Raw genomic sequence first — 17,522 nt, 5'->3', positions numbered from 1 at the left:
CGAACTGAGAGTCCTTACAGTGCCATGATTGAAGCGCTTCAATCAAAACCTCATGGAAGCTGAGGCACAACGACGTGAGAAGCACAGCGCCAACCGCACGGGTAGACCCCTGTCGGGTCGATGCGGTCGATCGTGGGGCCGGTCGGTGAAATTCGACCTGCCGCTCGATGAACTCGAAAGGTACCGACCTCCGCGTCAGGAACCCGCCGACTTCGACGAGTTCTGGGCGGCGACCCTCCTCGAGCACGGAGCCGAGCGGACCTTGACCCGACAGCCGGCCGATATCCAACTGCGTACGGTCGAGATCCTCGACCTGACATTTGCCGGCTACGACGGGCAACCCGTTCGGGCCTGGCTCCAGCTGCCCCGAGGGGTCGGTCAGCCGGTGCCCTGCGTCATCGAGTACTGCGGCTATTCCTACGGGCGCGGCAGCGCACACCAGGGGCTGACGTACGTGGCCGACGGATACGCGCACGTGGTGATGGACAATCGCGGGCAGGGAGGCGGCGGCCTCACCGGATCCACTCCTGACGGACGAACAGACCTGACGGGCGGCCGCACAGGATTCCTGACCCGCGGCCTGGTCGACGCCAATACCTATTACTACCGAAGGCTTTTCGTTGACGCGGCCCGACTGATACAGACGGTTGCCGGCCTGCCGGAGATCGACCCGGAGTGCATTCTGTTGCGAGGCGTCAGCCAGGGCGCGGCGACCGCGCTTGCCGCACAGGCCATCACGGACATCCCGTTGCTCGGCACGGTATGCCACCTGCCTTTCCTGTGTGCCATCCGTCGAGCCACCGAAATGGTGGACACCGCACCATATTCCGAGCTCACCACCCATCTGTCGATGTATCCGGAACAGGTCGAGAAGGTGTTCGACGTCCTCGGTTACTTCGACGGAGTCAACTTCGCCGCCCGGTGCACCGCGCCGGCCATGTTTTCCGTTGCGCTGATGGACACTGTTACTCCGCCGTCGGCTGTCTATGCCGCGTACAACCACTACTCCGGCCCGACCCGGATGACGGTCCTGCCATACGGCAGTCACGAGGGTGCCCCGGCCGTGCAGGAGCGAAGTGAATTGCAGTTCCTCAGGGAACTGCTCGGTGATCGACATCCATCGTCCTGACCCACCCCGACAGCACGACCACGTCCGCCCATCGTTCGGCACCACCCCTATCGACTGGAGTGACAATGAGATCGACCCGCAGCAGGCGAGCACTGGTGCTCGTTGCTCTGTCCGGATTCGCGCTCGCCGGATGCTCGGCGGCCCCGGACGCGACGTCTGAGTCGACGGCGCCCGCCGATCCGGTGGACAACAGCACGATCACGCTGCAGATGAACGAAGGGCTGGTCCCTCAGTTCAAGTCCTACGCCGAGGCATACGAGAAGAAGTATCCCGGACGCACGGTGACCGTCGTCCCCGGCTCGGCCGACCCGGCAACGTATCTGCAAGATCTCACTGCGAACCGGCTTGCAGAGAACCTTCCGGACATCATCTTCAATTTCGACACGCTGGCCAACCGGCTCGACGAGCGGAAGATCACCCTGGACATCAGCGGGTATCTCGCCGAGGGAAAGGACGGATTGAAGACCGACACGTTCATCCCGCAGTTCCTGGACCAGTACCGTCCGCTGTCGGACACCAAGAAGATCACCGGGCTGCCGGTGAGCGCCGACGCCACTGCATTGTTCTACAACCAGACGTTGTTCGAGAAGTTCGGCGTCGATCTGCCGACCGCGACGTGGACCTGGCAGGACATGTACGCGGCGGCGACCGAGATCTACTCGAAGTCGGGCGGGAAGGTCAACGGACTGGACATCCAGGGCTACACGCCACCGATCTACAACCCGGTGCTGCAGGCAATGGGGGCCAAAGTGTATGACGCAGCCAGCAACACGGCGCCGATCGCCTCGCCGGAGGCGATCAAAGCGTGGCAGCTGCTGTTGGAGCAGTACAAGACGATGCAGGCGGCATATACCATCAAGCCGGACCCGAACGCCCCCTCATTCGGTAACGGTGGCAGCGCAATGGTGATCACCGTTCGTGCGTTCGTACCGTCCATGCAGAAGTCGATCAAGGACGACAAGTGGGACGTTCAGGTGATGCCGACGATCGACGGAAAGTCGACCGTCGGCGGTGGGTCATACGGCCTGTCCATGACGGCCAACGCCAAACACAAGAATGCGGCCTGGGCCTTCCTGTCCTGGTTCTACGCCTCTGACGGCGGAATGAAAGTTGCGCAGGAGAGCGGCCAGGTCATCCCGCCGACGGTTGAAGGGCTGGAACAGGGATCCTGGAAGTCGGCGACGCCACCGCCGGCAAACCAGGAGGCGTTCGCGACCAACGCGAAGAATGCGGTACTCGCGGTGCAGCTTCCCGGCGCCTCCCAGGCGGTCCTGGACGACGCGGTCAGCACGGCGTTCCAGGAGGTCGAACTCAACGGCAAGTCGGTCGAGGATGCCTTCAAGGCGGCCCAGGACAAGGTGAATGCCGCCCTGCAAGAGGCCCGATCCGGCAAATGACGAGCACGACGACGGCTCCGCCGGTGGCCGGCGTGCCCACGACGAGACCGGGTTCGCCGGCGCTCAGACGCGGGCACACCAGGGATCGGCTGACGGGCATCGTGATGGTGCTGCCCAACCTGATCGGGTTCGGCATCTTCGTACTGATCCCGGCCGTCGCCGGTGTGGCACTGAGCCTTCTGGACTGGGACCTGGTCGACCCGCCGATCTGGGTCGCACTGGATAACTACCAGCGCCTCGTCCAGGACCCGCAAGTCTGGAAAGCGCTGCTGGTGAGCGTCGAGTTCGTGGCATTCGGGGTCGCGCCGGCCGTGCTGATCAGCTTCATGCTGGCCAATCTGCTGGACAGCCGGGTGCGGATGATCCGGCTCTGGCGCTCGCTGGTGTTCCTGCCGATGGTGGCGTCGGCCGCGGTCGTCGCGGTGATCGCGGGGCAGCTGTTCCGTCGTGGCGGGGTCGCCGACAGCGTTCTCGGCTGGATCGGGATCAGCAGCCCGGACTGGTTCAACAGCAGCGGTTGGGCACCGATCGCATTGATCGTTATCCTGGTGTGGAGCAGCCTACCGCTGACCACGATGATCTATCTGGCAGCGCTGCAACGCATTCCGGACGACCTGTTCGCCGCAGCGGCCATTGACGGCGCGGGACCGACCAGGACCATGTGGTCGATCACCTGGCCGGCGGTTCGGGCCGCCACCCTGCTGGTCGGGTTCCTGCAGTTCCTCGGATTCATCTCCGGGAGCCTGGCGCTGAGTCGAATCCTGACCGACGGCAATCCGCTGGGCTCGACCCGCACGCTTGCTCTGTATAGCTACCAGGTCGCTTTCGACCGGGGCGACATGGGGTATGCCAGCGCCATTGCGGTCTTTCAGCTGCTCATCGTCGCGGCGGCAGTGCTGATCGTCCGGCTGCTCGGCAGGTTCCGCCGATGACGACCACCTTAGCCCGGTCCGGCCTCGGCCGGGTCAATCCGATTCGACAGACGACGATCGTGCTCGTCGCCGTGGTGATGTCGATTCCGTTCCTGTACATGATCTCCGCATCGCTGATGAGTGCCGAAGATCTCGCCGCATCACCGCTTCGCTGGCTTCCCTCGTCGCTGCAACCCGACAACTACTCCGAGGCGTGGGGATACCTGACCACTCGTACCGTCCTCAACACGGTGTTCTTCGCGGTGGCCATCGTGGTAGGCCAGCTGGCGTTGACCCTGACCGCGGGATTCGCGCTCGCGCACCTGCCGGTCCCGGGTTCCCGCACCATGCTTGCTGTCCTGTTGGTGCCGAACCTGGTACCTGCCGAGCTCACCCTGATCCCGGTGTTCGTGGTGACCTACAAGCTCGGTCTGCTCGGCAGCTACGCGGGGATGATCCTGCCGATCATGTGTCAGACCGCCTTCGGCACCCTCCTGTTCCGCCAGTTCTTCTCCGAACTTCCCCCTGGGTTGATCGACGCCGCGAAGATCGACGGTGCCGGCTGGACCCGGATCTTGGTCTCTATTGCCGTGCCGCTGGCAAAGCCCGCGATCGCGACCTATGCCTCGATCACCTTCCTCGGCGCGTGGAATCAGTACATCTGGCCGCAGCTGGTCGCCAACGACGAGGCGCATCGAGTGCTCAACGTTGCGCTGGCCCCACTTGCGGTCTCCAAGTACTCGCTGTCCTCACCCGCGGTCGGGATGGCCGCCTCCGTGATCAGCATCATCCCGGTCGCGATCGTCTTCGTCCTCGCCCAGCGATGGTTCGTCAAGGGGATCGTCGGCAGCGGCATCGACTAGCCCCGGGGTCGAGATCCGATCCCATCGTCCGAGGCACCGATCAGGCAGCACACCCGCATATACCGAAAGGCCTGGAATGGCACTGCGAACACACACCGACGACGAGGTCAAGGAACGTCTGACCGCACGCACCATCGAGACACAGAGCTGGGGTTACGTCAGCACTGGGACCAGATTCAAAGTGTTCAACACCCCTGGCACGCCGCGCGATGTATGGGAGAAGATCGACGACGCAGCGACGGTGCACGCGTTTACCGGGGTAGCACCGACGGTCGCTCTGCATATTCCCTGGGATCGCGTCGACGACTACGGTCGACTCGCCGACTACGCGTTGGAGCGGCGGGTCGCGATCGGGTCGATCAGTCCGAACCTGTTCCAGGACGACCAGTACCGGCTCGGATCGCTGGCCAACCAGGACCCCGGAATTCGGCATGCGGCGCTCGAACATGTCGCCGAGTGCATCGACATCATGCGGCAGACTGGTTCAAAGCAGCTGTCGTTGTGGCTTGCCGACGGCTCGAACTATCCAGGGCAGGCCGACTTTCGAGCACGTCGGCGCCGTGTGATCGACGGTGTGCAGCAGATCCACGAGCAACTGGACCCGGACATGGTGATGTTGCTGGAGTACAAGTTCTTCGAACCTGGCTTCTACCACACTGACGTGCAGGACTGGGGGCAGTCGTTGGCGATGTGCCGGCACGCGGGAGACCGTGCGAAGGTGCTGGTCGACCTCGGGCATCACGCGCTCGGCGTCAACATCGAGCACATTGTCGCGTCCCTGCTCGACGAGGGCCGACTCGGCGGATTCGACCTGAACAGCAAGAAGTACGGCGACGACGACCTGTTCGTCGGCGCGATCAACCCGCTCGAGCTGTTCCTGATCATTGCCGAGTTGATCGCCGCCGAGGACGACCAGGACCCGGCTGTCGCCGCTACCGCCGCCAACGTGCTGTACAAGATCGACCAATGCGCGATGGTCGAGGACAAGATCCCCGCGATGCTCCGCAGCGTCGGGGCGATGCAGACGGCGTTCGCCAAAGCGCTGCTGGTCGACGGGGACGCGCTCCGGGAAGCACAGCGCCGAGGGGATGTGGTGGGCGCCAATACCGTTCTCAACGACGCGTTCGAGACCGACGTCCGGCCGCTTCTGGGGCAGGTGCGAGCACAGTTGGGCGTCGAGGTCGACCCGCTGGCCGCCTACCTGGCCTCCGGCGAGCAGCAGCGGCGGGCCGAGACCCGCCTCGGCGAGCCCGCGGGATGGTGACCGTGCAGATCGATCAGGTATCGCCGGTCGCGCCGTTCGCAATCCGGTTCGAGCACCTGCGTGACGGATTCGGTCTCGGTACGGCCGAACCAGCCATCTCCTGGCAGATTCCCGGCGCCCCAGCGGATTGGCGCCAGGAGTACGCGGACGTAGAGGTGAGCAGGGGCGACGGGGAGTGCCGTGCCGCGCGGGTCGACGGGTTGGACCAGGTGTTGGTGCGCTGGCCGTTCGAACCCCTGCGGTCCAGAGAACGCGGAACCGTCAGGGTCCGGGTCGGTGGTCGCGGCCTCGTCAGCGATTGGTCGGATCCGGTCCCGTTCGAGGCCACCCTGCTTGACGCCGAAGACTGGGTGGCGCAGCTGATCGAACCGGTGGGGATCGGTCGCCTCGGCGAGCCGGCGCCCGTCCTACGCCGCAGGTTCCGGCTCGACGAGCCCGCGGCGACCAGTGGCCACGCCCGGCTGTACATCACCGCGCACGGCGTCTACAGCGCCAGGATCAACGGACGTGCGGTGGGCGATCACGTGCTCGCGCCGGGTTGGACCGCGTATCGGGAGCGGCTGCGGTTCCAGACGTTCGACGTCAATGAACTGCTGGTGCCGGGAGACAACGAGATCGAGATCCTGCTCGGCAACGGCTGGTATCGCGGGCACATGAGTATCGACTCGACCGAGGGACACTACGGACCGGATCTCGGTGCGATCGCCCAGATGGAGGTGACCGACGCTGCCGGGTGCCGCCGGGTGATCGCCACCGACACCGATTGGGTCGCAGCTGACAGTGCCATCATGGAGAACGATTGGTACGACGGGCAAACCACCGACCTGCGAGCCCGACCAGGTCGAACGGGCGGCGTTCGCATCGGCTCTGCAGTGACCGGCCAGCTGGTGGCGCCCGACGGGCCGCCGGTGCGCCGCACCGAGCTGGTGCCGGCAGTGTCGTGCCGGGCCCTGGGGGATGGCCGGACGATCGTCGATTTCGGGCAGAACCTCGTTGGATGGGTACGCGTGCGCTGCACCGGCGCCGCGCCGGGCGACCGGGTTGTGGTGCGACATGCCGAAGCGTTGCAGAACGGTGAGCTCGCCGTCGAGGCGCTGCGCTCCGCCAAAGCGACCGACACCTACCTGCTCGCCGGTCCTGACGAGGTGCTGCTGGAACCCGAATTCACCTACCACGGATTCCGATACGCCGAAATCACGGGCATCGACGTCGTCGCAACGGATCTGACCGCGGTCGTGATCGGGACAGACCTGCGTCGGACCGGCTTCTTCGAATGCTCGGATCCGATGGTCCAGCAGTTGCACGAGAACACTGTGTGGAGCATGCGGGGTAACTTCGTCGATGTCCCCACCGATTGCCCACAACGCGACGAACGACTCGGCTGGACCGGCGACCTGCAGGTCTTCGCCCCGACCGCGGCCTTCCTGTTCGACTGTGCCGGAACGTTGTCGAGTTGGCTGACGGACCTGCGGGTCGAACAGACCGACGACGGGTGCGTACCGGTCGTCGTCCCCGACGTCCTGGCCGCCTCGGCGGCGGCACCTGTCTGCGGCTGGGGCGACGCCGCCACCGTGGTCCCGATGACCTTGTTCGAGCGATACGGCGATCTGGTGACGCTGCGCCGCAGCTATCCGTCCATGCGGTCCTGGGTGGATGCGGTGACCGCGGCGAGCGACAGCAAAGGCCTGTGGACCGGCGGGTTCCAGTTCGGCGACTGGCTCGACCCGACGGCTCCGCCCGAGGACGCGCTGCGGGCGAAAGCCGACCCGGACATCGTGGCCACCGCCTACCGCTACCGATCGATTTCACTGCTCGTGCAGGCGGCCAAGGCACTGGGACTGGCGGATGAAGCAGATCACTACGGTCGATTGGCCCAGGAAGTGGCGCTGGCGTTCCGCGCGGAGTACCTGACCCCCGGCGGCCGGATTGTGTCTGACGCGCCCACCGTGTACGCGATGGCATTGGAATGGGGCTTGATCGATTCCGATTCCCAGCGCCGAGCGGCGGCTCAGCGGCTGGCAGACCTGGTGCGAATCAACGGTTTCTGCATCGCGACCGGGTTCCTGGGCACGCCGCTGTTGTGTGATGCCCTGACGAACAACGGGTTCGCGCACCTGGCCTATCAACTGCTGCTGCAGACCGAGTGTCCGTCCTGGCTCTTCCCGATCACCATGGGAGCAACCACCATCTGGGAACGGTGGGACTCCATGGCGTCCGACGGAACGATCAACACTCCGATCATGACGTCCTTCAACCACTACGCGTTGGGTGCCGTCGCCGACTGGCTGCATCGTCAGGTCGCCGGCTTGGCACCCGGTGAGCCGGGCTATCGGAGACTGACTGTCGCGCCGCAGGTCGGTGGCGGGCTGAGGCACGCCAGTGCGGGGTTGGACACGCCTTACGGAACTGCTCGCACCGCGTGGTCCCTTCGAGATGACACCTTCGAACTCACCGTCACTGTGCCGGTCGGTGTCCACGCACAGATCTGGTTGCCGAACCAGGATGAGCCGGAGGTGCGGGGCCACGGAACCCATCATTGGTCGCTTCGGATGGATCCCGTACGCACCACTGCGCCACAGCAGGTTCGCGACCTGCTCGACGATCCGGTGCTGTTCGCAGCGTTGTTGACGCTGCTGAAGGAGCACAACGCCGTGCCATCGGCCAGTGCGCTCGGGGCCAGGCTCGCGCCGTTCCTGTCGCGGCCACCGGCCGCAATCCTGGACGCCTTTGTTCCCGTTCCGCTGGCTCCGGACGATCAACTCGCCCCCGAACTGCGTCGATTTATCGAGCACGCAGGCACAACCCACAGGAGGAACAGCAAATGAGCTCACCCCGATCGATGCCCCGACGGACTTTCATCGCCGGCGTTGCCACCACTGCCGTTGCCGCGGGACTGACTGCCGCCAGCAATCCGGCGCCGGCATCGGCAACAGAACCAGCTGCCCGACCCGACGCCACGGCGCCGCCACGATCGGCCGGACCAGCAATGGCCGCGGCTTCGGCCACGGCCACGGCTCCGGCCGCTCCGGCCGGACTACCGGTGAGTGCCGGCCACGGGCTGATTCTGACCTCGCCCGCTCTGCAACGAAACCTTGATCCCAGTCTGCGACCTGTTGTCGCTCGACCGAAGATGCGGCCGATCGACCGGTCGATCGCACCGCAGTAGCCAGGAAGGGAGACCAGCCATGACCAGCTATGCACTCCGTAATGCCGTCGTGTCGGCGGCCGGAGACAACGGGACCCTCACCGAACTCCGGTTCGACCCGGCAGGCAAGGGTCGCTTCGGCCCGAATCTGCTGACGGCCGGCGGCCTTCGATTCGAGCTCGACGCCGACGGCTCGAAGCTGATCGGCGGCGGTCCCGACACCCGGTTCACGGCAACTGCGAACCGACTGCGGATCGAGAACATCCCGTTCGCGAACACGACCGTGGTCGCGCCGGGGGATTGGGACCACGGTTACGACCCGGCGCTCCAACCGGGTGTCGGCCAGAGCTTCACCGCGCCGACCTCCAGTCTCGGTCAGCTCGGACTGGGCCTGTACGTGGCATACGGCGTCGCACCGACCCGCCCGCTGCAGATCACCGTGCGTTCGGACGGTCCCACCGGGGCGCCGCTGTTCGTTGGTGAGATCGCTCCGGGCCAATTGGCAACCCCCGCCGCAGCACACCCAGCGGTGCTGACCTGGATCGACCTCGGCGATCTGGAGTGCACGCCCGGCGCGACCTACTTCTTCGAACTGCGCTCGGACGATTCCGGCTGGGGTGTGCTCTTTTCCGATCAGAACGGCTACGACGGTGGGCAGATGTACGCCGACGGACTGATCCCGAATCCGGCCGCCGACCTGGTCTTCGCGCTGCGTTCGAATCCGGGCGTCAGAGAGTTCGTCGGCACCTGGGACATCCGTCTGGATCGTTCCGAGTTCGACAGCACCCTCACCGTTACAGCCGAACGGGACCGGACTGTCAGTCTCGACGGGTTCCGGTTGACCACCGCCTGGGCGAAGGCCGGCTACGACACCACCGATCCGGTCACGACGCCGTTCTCCCAGTTCTTCGACAGCACCGGTCAGTACATTCCCATCGAGTTGCACAAACGGCGGCCCGCAGTCTGGGGCGAACAGTCGATGGAGATCGGCGCGAACTCGGTGTTCCCGTCATCCGTCGCCCGGGAGTGGATCCACTTCTCCGGGCAAAACGGCTATGACCTTCGTTTCGGTTGGCACGATATCAAGCTGAACTGGATCATGACCGATGCCACGATGACGCATCAGTTCCAGCAGAACAGCTATGCCCCCGACGAGGTGTTGAAGCATCCGATGACGGCCGGCGACACCCGCAGCTACCCCTTCCGGTTCAGCGTCCGCCCAGCGGAGACCCCGCTGCCGACATACTTCCCGACCTTCGAGTCCGACCACCCGCTGTTGGGACAGCCGCTGACCCGGATGTTCCGGGATCGCGGATTCAGCTATTTCGCGGGCAACGTCGGCACCGACTGGAAGGAGTGGATGTCCCGGATCCTGGACTGGACCGGAAGTCCGCTCCGCGACGGCGAGCGCCGCAACCTCGAGGGCATCACGCTCGACGAGGACGGCTACGTATGGACGTGGAACCCGGCGAATACCCGGGGCTGGCCGTTCCCCGATCCGACCGTCTACGACACCCGCCACTTCACCACCAACCCGCTGTACATCGTGGCTGCCGCACGTTACTACGCCTGGACCGGTGACACTCGGTTCCTACGCCGGATGATGCCGAAAGTCCGGCGCGCCATGGAGTTTCTGACCCGGAATCTCAACGGCGCCAGCGGTCTGGTGACGGTCGATGCGCCGGGTGGCTCGCCCGAACACACGGGGCGGGACAACGCTACCGGCATCAACTATTGGGACCTGATCTCCCATGGACACCTGGACGCCTACACGAACCTGTACTTCTATGCCGCGGCCAGGGCGATGTACGAACTGGAGTGCGAGGCAGGTGGCACCCGTGCCGCCCAGAAGTGGCAGCAGCTGGCAGATCGCATTCGTGCCTCGTACAACGAGACCTTCTGGAACTCCGCCGAAGGCCGATACGTCCAAGCCGTCGACGTCGACGGCAAGGTCCACGACTACGGCTCGGTGTACGTCAATACTGAAGCCATGGCCGCGGGTTTGCCGACCGATTCGATGGGGGCCAGCATCCTCGATTGGCTGGACAACGGCGCCACCGAGGTGACGGAGAACCTGATTCTGCTCGGGAACGGCAGCGCGGTGCACGAGATCACCGAGGGACAGGTGATTGCCCAGGAGTTCGACACTTCCGCCAGCGGCGGAGCCTTTGCCCAGGTTGCCGTCCACCTGTTCACCTACGGAGGCAAAGATTCCAGCGCCACCATCACCGTGCGTTCTGGTGGCATCGACGGGGAGGCCGTCTCCTCGGTCCCGATACCGGTCGTTGCCGATGGTGGGTTCCACGCAATCGACGTCCCGAACTGCCCGCCAGGGCACTACACCGTCGAGGTCTCCGACACCGTCGGACGGGTGGGGTGGCTGGTCTCCGCCGATGACTACGGCGGCCGGGCGACCGTCAATGGTGCGGAGGTCCCAGGTCCGCTGCGCATCGCAGTTGTGTCTCCCTACCGGAACGGGCCGGCCGACATCATCACCAAGTGGGGTTTCACCCCACGCACCACCAGCCGGAAGAACAACTTCTGGTACCTCTGGGCTTGGCAAGGCGTCATCGTGCCCTGGGGCGACCAACTCGAAGACGGCGGTGGGGATCTGTACCTGTCCGGATACGACATCATGGCCCGCGCTCGCTACTCGTCAGCGGCGGACGCCTTTGGGCGGGTCACCGCGTTACTCGACCGATACCTCCTGGCCGATCGGCTGTGTGGCGGTAGCCCGCTAATCGACGGCATCGGGCTGCAGAACGAGATCGGCGCCGGCCCCGTCGGAGTCGACTTCCCCTTCCCGGAGAGCGGCATGGCTCCGGTCGGCGTGCTGTACGGCGTGCTGGGCATCGACGCGGAGCCGCACGCCGGACTCACTGCGGCCCCGAACCTGCCGTCCGAGGTGGGATGGGTTTCGGTGGACCAGGTGCACTACCGCGGTCGGGTCCTCAAGATCACGGTCAGGCGGTCGACCATCACCGTGCGGGATCAACGAACCGGACGGTCCAAGACGGTCCGTTACCGCAGTGGAAAGCGGGTGCGGTTGGCCCGCTGAGGTGCCGCCCACGAGGCTGCTCGCCGCGTTGCTAGACGAACCCGCTGTACGCACTGTCGTATCTCGCGAAGTAGAACCGTTGCCACGCGGGGTATTTCGCCGAGCCTCGGCGAAACTCGCGGTGTGGTCGGACCATTGACCTGCATCGTGCGGGCTGCCTATGGTCTGGCGGACGATGCCGTCCGGCGTCGGTGAGAGGCACGCCATGCGACCGCGGTCCACCGCCCACTTCCGTTCCCTGATGTTCCGACCGCTGTTGGCGGTCGTCGCGAGCGCAGCAATCGGTGGGGCGCTGCTGCTGGCGCCGCCGGCCGCGGCCGGTTCGTCAGCGCTGGAGGGCTCCGGTGTGCCCGCGTCAGCCCCGGAAGCCCCCGGTGCGCCCGCGTCAGTCCAGGAACTGTCCGCACCCACACCGCCGGCGGTCGGCGTTCCGGTCACCGTGCCGGCGCTGCAACAGTGGCAGCCCGGCGGCCGGGATTTCGTCCTCAAGCCGGGCGCGATCCAGCTGCAGGTCGACCCGGATTACGCGGCCCAACTGACCGCCGATGCACACACCTTCGCCGACGACCTGCACGCCCTGACCGGCCGGAAGGTGTTGGTACAGACCAAGAAGCGGGTGCCGGGGGACGGACCCGGCGTCATTCGAATGACTCTCGATCCGAGTTGGACCGAGCACAGTCCCGAAGCCAGCCGGATCACCGTTGACTACGACGTCACCATCGCCGGGCCGACCGCCGACGGAACGTTCTCCGGCACCCGCAGCGTGCTGCAGCTGCTGGGGCAGTCGGACCGGATCCCCGGCGGGGTCGCGCACGACTGGCCGCAATATGCCGAACGCAGCCTGATGATCGACAACGGCCGCAAGTACTTCACTCCCGGCTGGGCCGAGCGGGAGATCCGCGAGCTGAGCTACCTCAAGTACAACCAGTTCCACTGGCACATCGCCGACAACGCCGGATTCCGGATCGAGAGCGACACCCACCCCGAGATCGTCTCGCCGGAGCACTGGACCAAGGCGCAGGTACGGCACCTGGTGGCCTACGCCGCGAAGTATCACCTCGAGGTGATCCCGGAGCTGGACATGCCGGGGCACATGAACTTCGCCCTACGTAACCACCCGGACCTCCAGATCGCCGACGCGAACGGCACCCGCAACGCGAACAACCTCGATCCCACCAATCCGGCGGCGCGGACGTTCGTCACCGAGATCCTCGACGAGCTCATCCCGCTGTTCCCGGGCCGCTACATCCATACCGGCGGCGACGAATACACCAGCGACTGGAACAAGTATCCGGTGCTCACTGACTGGGCCAAGAACAAGTACGGCCCGGACGCGAACTCGCACGACGCCGTCCTGGACTTCACCAACTACCTCGACTCGATCGTCACCGCGCACGGCAAGACGATGCGGATCTGGAACGACGGCGGCCAGGGCGGTTCGCAATTGCAGGCCAACAAGGACATCGTGCTGGAGTACTGGTCGTCGCAGCACGGCGGCGTCCTCGCCCAGGACTTCCTGGACCAGGGCTACCGGATCACGAATGCCGATCGCGATGTGCTGTACGACGTTCCGGGTTCGACGACGGCCTACAACAACCTCGACCCACGGGAGATCTTCGATCAGTGGGACATGACCCAGTACCACCCATGGATCGGTGAGAACACCACCGCGCCCGGCGCCGATGGAGTGCTCGGCGGTCAGCTCCATCTGTGGAACGACACCCCGACCGCCGCCACCGAGAAGCAGGAGGCCGGCCGGCTGCAGATGCCGCTAAGGGCGATGATCCAGCAATTGTGGGGTTCGCCGCTGAACGGCGGCTGGGATGCGTTGGCGGCCAGGGCGTTACTGGTCGGGACCTCGCCGCAGTGGGACCTGCGCACCGGGACGGATCAGAACCTGGCGCACGGCGCGCTGGTCTGGTCGTCGTCTCGGGAGACGCCGGCCTGCCACGAGGCGATGCTGGTCGACGAGGACACCAGTACCAGGTGGTGTGGCGTCAAGACCGAACCGCAGTCGGTGGTGCTCGACCTCGGCGCATCGGCCGACCTCGGCACCGTTGTGCTGAACTGGGAGACCGCGTTCGCCAGCGGCTACTCGTTGGAGGTCTCGGACGACCTGCGTTCCTGGACAACGGTTTTCGCCACCTCGACCGGTGACGGTAAGACCGATGTGCTGCCGGTTTCCGGACACGGTCGGTACCTGCGGTTGTCGATGACGGAGCGCGGCACGAAGTACGGCTACTCGCTGTACGAGATCCGGGCCTATCCGCGTGGCGCGCTGGTGCCGACGCAGTTCTCCGCAGCTGTGGATCCGCAGACCGTGCTGCCGGTCGACGGCAGCGCGACTGCCTCGATCACGGTGACGAACTCGTCGTCGCTACCGGCGGACGTCCAGTGGTCGGCGGCGCCATCGGCGGGTGTCACCGTGTCGCCGCGGTCCGGGACGCTGCAGGTGCCGGCCGGCGGCAGCGCGTCGGCGGACGTGCGGGTGAGCGGCGGCGCCGAACCCGGCAGCGCGACCGCTGCCTTCACCGTGACCGGCCGATCGCTCGGCGAGACAGTGGAACTGGCTACCGCGGAGTTGCTGGTCACCGTTCCCTTCCCGGTACTGTCGGCCGCCTTCACCGGGGTCGGCGTGACCTCCGACGCCGCAGTGAATCCGCCGACCCTCGGTGTCGGATTCGACGGCGCCGGATCGAGTTACTCCGAGCAGGCGCTGGCCGGTGCGGGCGTGGTTCCGGGGACCGCGTTCACCGAGTCCGGCGTCACCGTGCACTGGCCCGACGCGGCGGTCGCCACCCCGAACAACGTGCTGGCCAACGGCCAGAGCGTGACCATCGACGCCGCCGGCACCGCGATCGGCGTGCTGACCGCCGCCAGCTACGGCCCGGTGTCCGGCGAGTGGGTGGTGCACTACACCGACGGCACCTCGCAGACGGTCGTCCAGTCGACGCCGGACTGGAGCAGCGCGCCGCCGGCGGGCTCGACGGTGTTGGCCACCATGGCCTACCGCAACAGCTCCTCGACCGGTCACACCGAGCGGCGCACCCAGCTGTTCTTCCAACGGATCCCGGTCGATCCGGCCAAGACGGTGCAGGCCCTCACGTTGCCGGTGGTCTCGGCCACCGCGGTGCGCGGGCAGCCGGCTCTGCACGTCTTCGACGTGGCCATCGGCTGACGACACCGCTCGTGGTGGGCTCCCGGGCATCGGCCCCGGATGGGCCTACGTCGTGCACCCGAATTGATCACTGAGGGTCGGGACCAGGCGGCAATGCGTGTACTTTTCTGCATTGTTTGTTGATTTTATTGACAGCAATGATCACGAGTGCTGGTCTTGATGGGCTCCTTCTACCCACGATCGCTCGCGACGCCGGGCGTCATCCGAAGGGATTGCCGAGATGAGTGAGCCCAGCAGCGTGGCCGCCGGCCGGAACCGGAGAACGCCGAAACGATCGATCCGCACGGTCGTGCTGGCCGTCGTCACCCTCGTCGTCGGACTGGTCGGCGTCCCCGCCGCCGCCGGCGCCGGTGCGCCCGTCGCCGACCCCGGTGGTGCCGCGCCCGCTGCTGCCGACCCGGCCGGCGCCGCTGCCGAGCTGGCCGGCGCCGACCCGGCGCTGGCAAAGCCCGGCGCGCCGCGAACCGTGTACCGGTCGACGGCCGACAGCGCGACGCTGACCGTCGGCGCCGGCCGGAACGGCTATCGCGTGGAGATCGACAAGTCCCGGTTCCAGCTCACCACCCGACGCGCCGGCGCGGTGGTGCTGGCGACGGTCGACGCGCCGATCCCCGCCTACGACTTCCGGGCAGCCGGGTCCTCGACCTGGGTCGGCACCACCTCGGTCCGCTCGGCGTCCTGGAACGGACACACGCTGACCCTGGTGGTCAACACCACCAACCCGGACTACTCGGTGCTGGTCACCATCGACCCGGGTCGGGACCGGTACGCCCTGAACGCGGTGGTGCAGGGGGTGACTGCCGCGGCCCTGACCGTCCACTACGACATGGCCGCCTCCGGACATTGGTACGGGCACGGCGAGGCGGCGACCCCGAACGGCGGGCCGTACACCGATCAGCCATGGCCGCTGGACTCGGGCCCGGTGCTGGACACCGCCTTCGGCCCCGCGTCTTACGACATGGTCGAGCCGTTCTGGTTCACCTCCAAGGCATCCGGGATCCTGATCGACACCGACCAGACGATGACGGTCTCCTTGGGCGCCGCCAGGGCCGGTGAGGCCGGATTCCAACTGGACAGCGGAAAGCCGTTGGAGCAGACGGTGTTCGTCGAGCAGACCCCGGCCGACGTCTACCACGACTACGTCGGCATCACCGGAACGCCGACCAAGAGTGACGCTCCCGACTACCAGTACGAATCGACGGTGTGGAACTCCTGGGCGCAGTTCTACACGTCCGTCACCCAGTCGTCGTTCCTGGACTGGGCGGACAGCCTGCACGCATCGGGGATCCCGGCGCACACCTTCAACCTCGACGACGGTTGGATGAGCCACTACGGCGACTTCACCTTCAACTCGAAGTTCCCGGACCCGAAGGCGATGGTCGACCAGATCCATTCGATGGGCTACAAGTTCGGGCTCTGGGTCACCCTCTGGCTGAACACCGACTCGCAGAACTACCAGACCGCCAAGGCGAACGGCTGGCTGCTGAAGTCGGCGAGCGACCCTTCCCAGCCGTGCGATGTGACCTGGTGGAACGGCACCGCCGGCATCGTCGACCTGGCCAACCCGGCCGCGAAGGCCTGGTACGAAGGACAGCTCAACTCCCTGGTCGGCGACCTCGGGGTTGACGGCTTCAAGTTCGATACCCGGTTCTTCGACGAGAGTTGCGCGCCCTACAGCAGTGATCTGAGCATGTCCGACTACCAGACCCTCGGCGCGCAGCTGGCCGACCAATATGACCTGCAGGGCATGGGGATCCGGGTGCACTGGACCGGCAGCCAGCAATACGGCTTCGTCACCCGCGAGGTCGACAAGGGCACCAATTGGAAGTCGTTGCAGGCGGGGATGCATCAGCTGCTGGCGCTGTCGACCACCGGCCACCAGTTCGTGACCAGCGACATGATCGGTGGCTCGCTGGGCAATCCGCCACCGACCAAGCAGGTGCTGGTCCGTTGGGCGCAGGCCTCGGCGCTGACCCCGCTGATGTACTCGTCCACCGCACCGACCGGGGTGACGGATTCCACCACCGGCGCGTGGGTGCCCTACGACGACGAGACGGTCCAGCTGTACAAGCAGGCCGTCGAGCAGCACGGCGCACTGGCGCCGTACATCCTGCGGCAGAAGGACCGGGCGGTCGCCACCGGCGAACCGATGATGAAGCCACTGTTCTGGGATTTCCCGAAGGAGCAGCCGACCTACACCGTTGATGACGAGTGGCTGCTCGGCGACTCGCTGCTGGCCGCTCCGGTGCTCGACGATGCGGTGACCCGCGACATCTACCTGCCGAAGGGCAAGTGGTTCGACCCGTATCACCGGACCACGATCACCGGTGGACGCTGGGTGCGCAGCTACCCGGCGCCGCTGAACGTGACTCCGATGTTCATCCGGCAGGGCGGCCCGGACTACCGGCTGCTGAAGGCGGCGCTGGCCGGGGTCGCGCGGGGTGCCGGTTCCTGATCGACGCCATCCGCCGCCGATACGCGGACGCCTTCGCTCCGACAAACTCCGGCCGGCGCGTGACACTTCTGCGCACTTGACGAACTCATCGGCACGTCCTTACGCTTCCCTAACAAGCGCTT

At 66.1% G+C, this 17,522-nt stretch carries 9 protein-coding genes; all 9 read left to right on the top strand.

What is annotated here, in order from left to right; genetic code table 11:
- Positions 1-145: 145 nt before the first annotated feature.
- Positions 146-1,129, top strand: a complete 984-nt coding sequence (locus K340_RS0120235; RefSeq protein ID WP_029138043.1) for an acetylxylan esterase — start codon at positions 146-148, stop codon at positions 1,127-1,129.
- 65 nt (positions 1,130-1,194) lie between these two features.
- Positions 1,195-2,526: an ABC transporter substrate-binding protein gene (locus tag K340_RS0120230; RefSeq protein WP_029138042.1), complete on the top strand. Its 1,332-nt coding sequence runs from the start codon at positions 1,195-1,197 to the stop codon at positions 2,524-2,526.
- A complete protein-coding gene (locus tag K340_RS0120225; protein ID WP_029138041.1) occupies positions 2,523-3,458 on the top strand; it encodes a carbohydrate ABC transporter permease in 936 nt (311 codons plus the stop codon). The genes K340_RS0120230 and K340_RS0120225 overlap by 4 nt, the downstream gene beginning before the upstream one ends.
- Positions 3,455-4,300: a carbohydrate ABC transporter permease gene (locus K340_RS31855; protein WP_051267019.1), complete on the top strand. Its 846-nt coding sequence runs from the start codon at positions 3,455-3,457 to the stop codon at positions 4,298-4,300. The genes K340_RS0120225 and K340_RS31855 overlap by 4 nt, the downstream gene beginning before the upstream one ends.
- Before the next feature lie 76 nt (positions 4,301-4,376).
- On the top strand, positions 4,377-5,564 hold the full coding sequence (gene rhaI, locus K340_RS0120215; RefSeq protein WP_029138040.1) for an L-rhamnose isomerase: 1,188 nt from the start codon (positions 4,377-4,379) through the stop codon (positions 5,562-5,564).
- Entirely contained in the window at positions 5,558-8,389 is a 2,832-nt protein-coding gene (locus tag K340_RS31850; RefSeq protein ID WP_084614695.1) for an alpha-L-rhamnosidase, read from the top strand. The genes rhaI and K340_RS31850 overlap by 7 nt, the downstream gene beginning before the upstream one ends.
- Before the next feature lie 360 nt (positions 8,390-8,749).
- Positions 8,750-11,767 (top strand): MGH1-like glycoside hydrolase domain-containing protein, encoded by a 3,018-nt coding sequence (locus tag K340_RS0120200; RefSeq protein WP_029138038.1) that lies wholly within the window; start codon positions 8,750-8,752, stop codon positions 11,765-11,767.
- Positions 11,768-12,008: 241 nt separating this feature from the next.
- Positions 12,009-14,945: a family 20 glycosylhydrolase gene (locus tag K340_RS34600; RefSeq protein WP_161632150.1), complete on the top strand. Its 2,937-nt coding sequence runs from the start codon at positions 12,009-12,011 to the stop codon at positions 14,943-14,945.
- A gap of 220 nt (positions 14,946-15,165) precedes the next feature.
- Positions 15,166-17,400: a TIM-barrel domain-containing protein gene (locus K340_RS31840; RefSeq protein WP_084614694.1), complete on the top strand. Its 2,235-nt coding sequence runs from the start codon at positions 15,166-15,168 to the stop codon at positions 17,398-17,400.
- The last annotated feature ends 122 nt before the right edge of the window (positions 17,401-17,522 follow it).

This window comes from Nakamurella lactea DSM 19367, assembly GCF_000426645.1.
GTDB lineage: Bacteria > Actinomycetota > Actinomycetes > Mycobacteriales > Nakamurellaceae > Nakamurella > Nakamurella lactea.
The sequence above is the reverse complement of the archived record's forward strand: the minus strand, read 5'-3'. Positions and strand labels throughout refer to the sequence as shown.

What these genes read in the sequence shown, in the direction of transcription:
- K340_RS31840 (WP_084614694.1), top strand. Translation starts at nt 15,166, where the DNA reads ATGAGTGAGCCCAGCAGCGTGGCCGCCGGCCGGAACCGGAGAACGCCG.
- K340_RS0120200 (WP_029138038.1), top strand. Translation starts at nt 8,750, where the DNA reads ATGACCAGCTATGCACTCCGTAATGCCGTCGTGTCGGCGGCCGGAGAC.
- K340_RS0120230 (WP_029138042.1), top strand. Translation starts at nt 1,195, where the DNA reads ATGAGATCGACCCGCAGCAGGCGAGCACTGGTGCTCGTTGCTCTGTCC.
- K340_RS31850 (WP_084614695.1), top strand. Translation starts at nt 5,558, where the DNA reads ATGGTGACCGTGCAGATCGATCAGGTATCGCCGGTCGCGCCGTTCGCA.
- K340_RS31855 (WP_051267019.1), top strand. Translation starts at nt 3,455, where the DNA reads ATGACGACCACCTTAGCCCGGTCCGGCCTCGGCCGGGTCAATCCGATT.
- K340_RS34600 (WP_161632150.1), top strand. Translation starts at nt 12,009, where the DNA reads ATGTTCCGACCGCTGTTGGCGGTCGTCGCGAGCGCAGCAATCGGTGGG.
- K340_RS0120225 (WP_029138041.1), top strand. Translation starts at nt 2,523, where the DNA reads ATGACGAGCACGACGACGGCTCCGCCGGTGGCCGGCGTGCCCACGACG.
- rhaI (WP_029138040.1), top strand. Translation starts at nt 4,377, where the DNA reads ATGGCACTGCGAACACACACCGACGACGAGGTCAAGGAACGTCTGACC.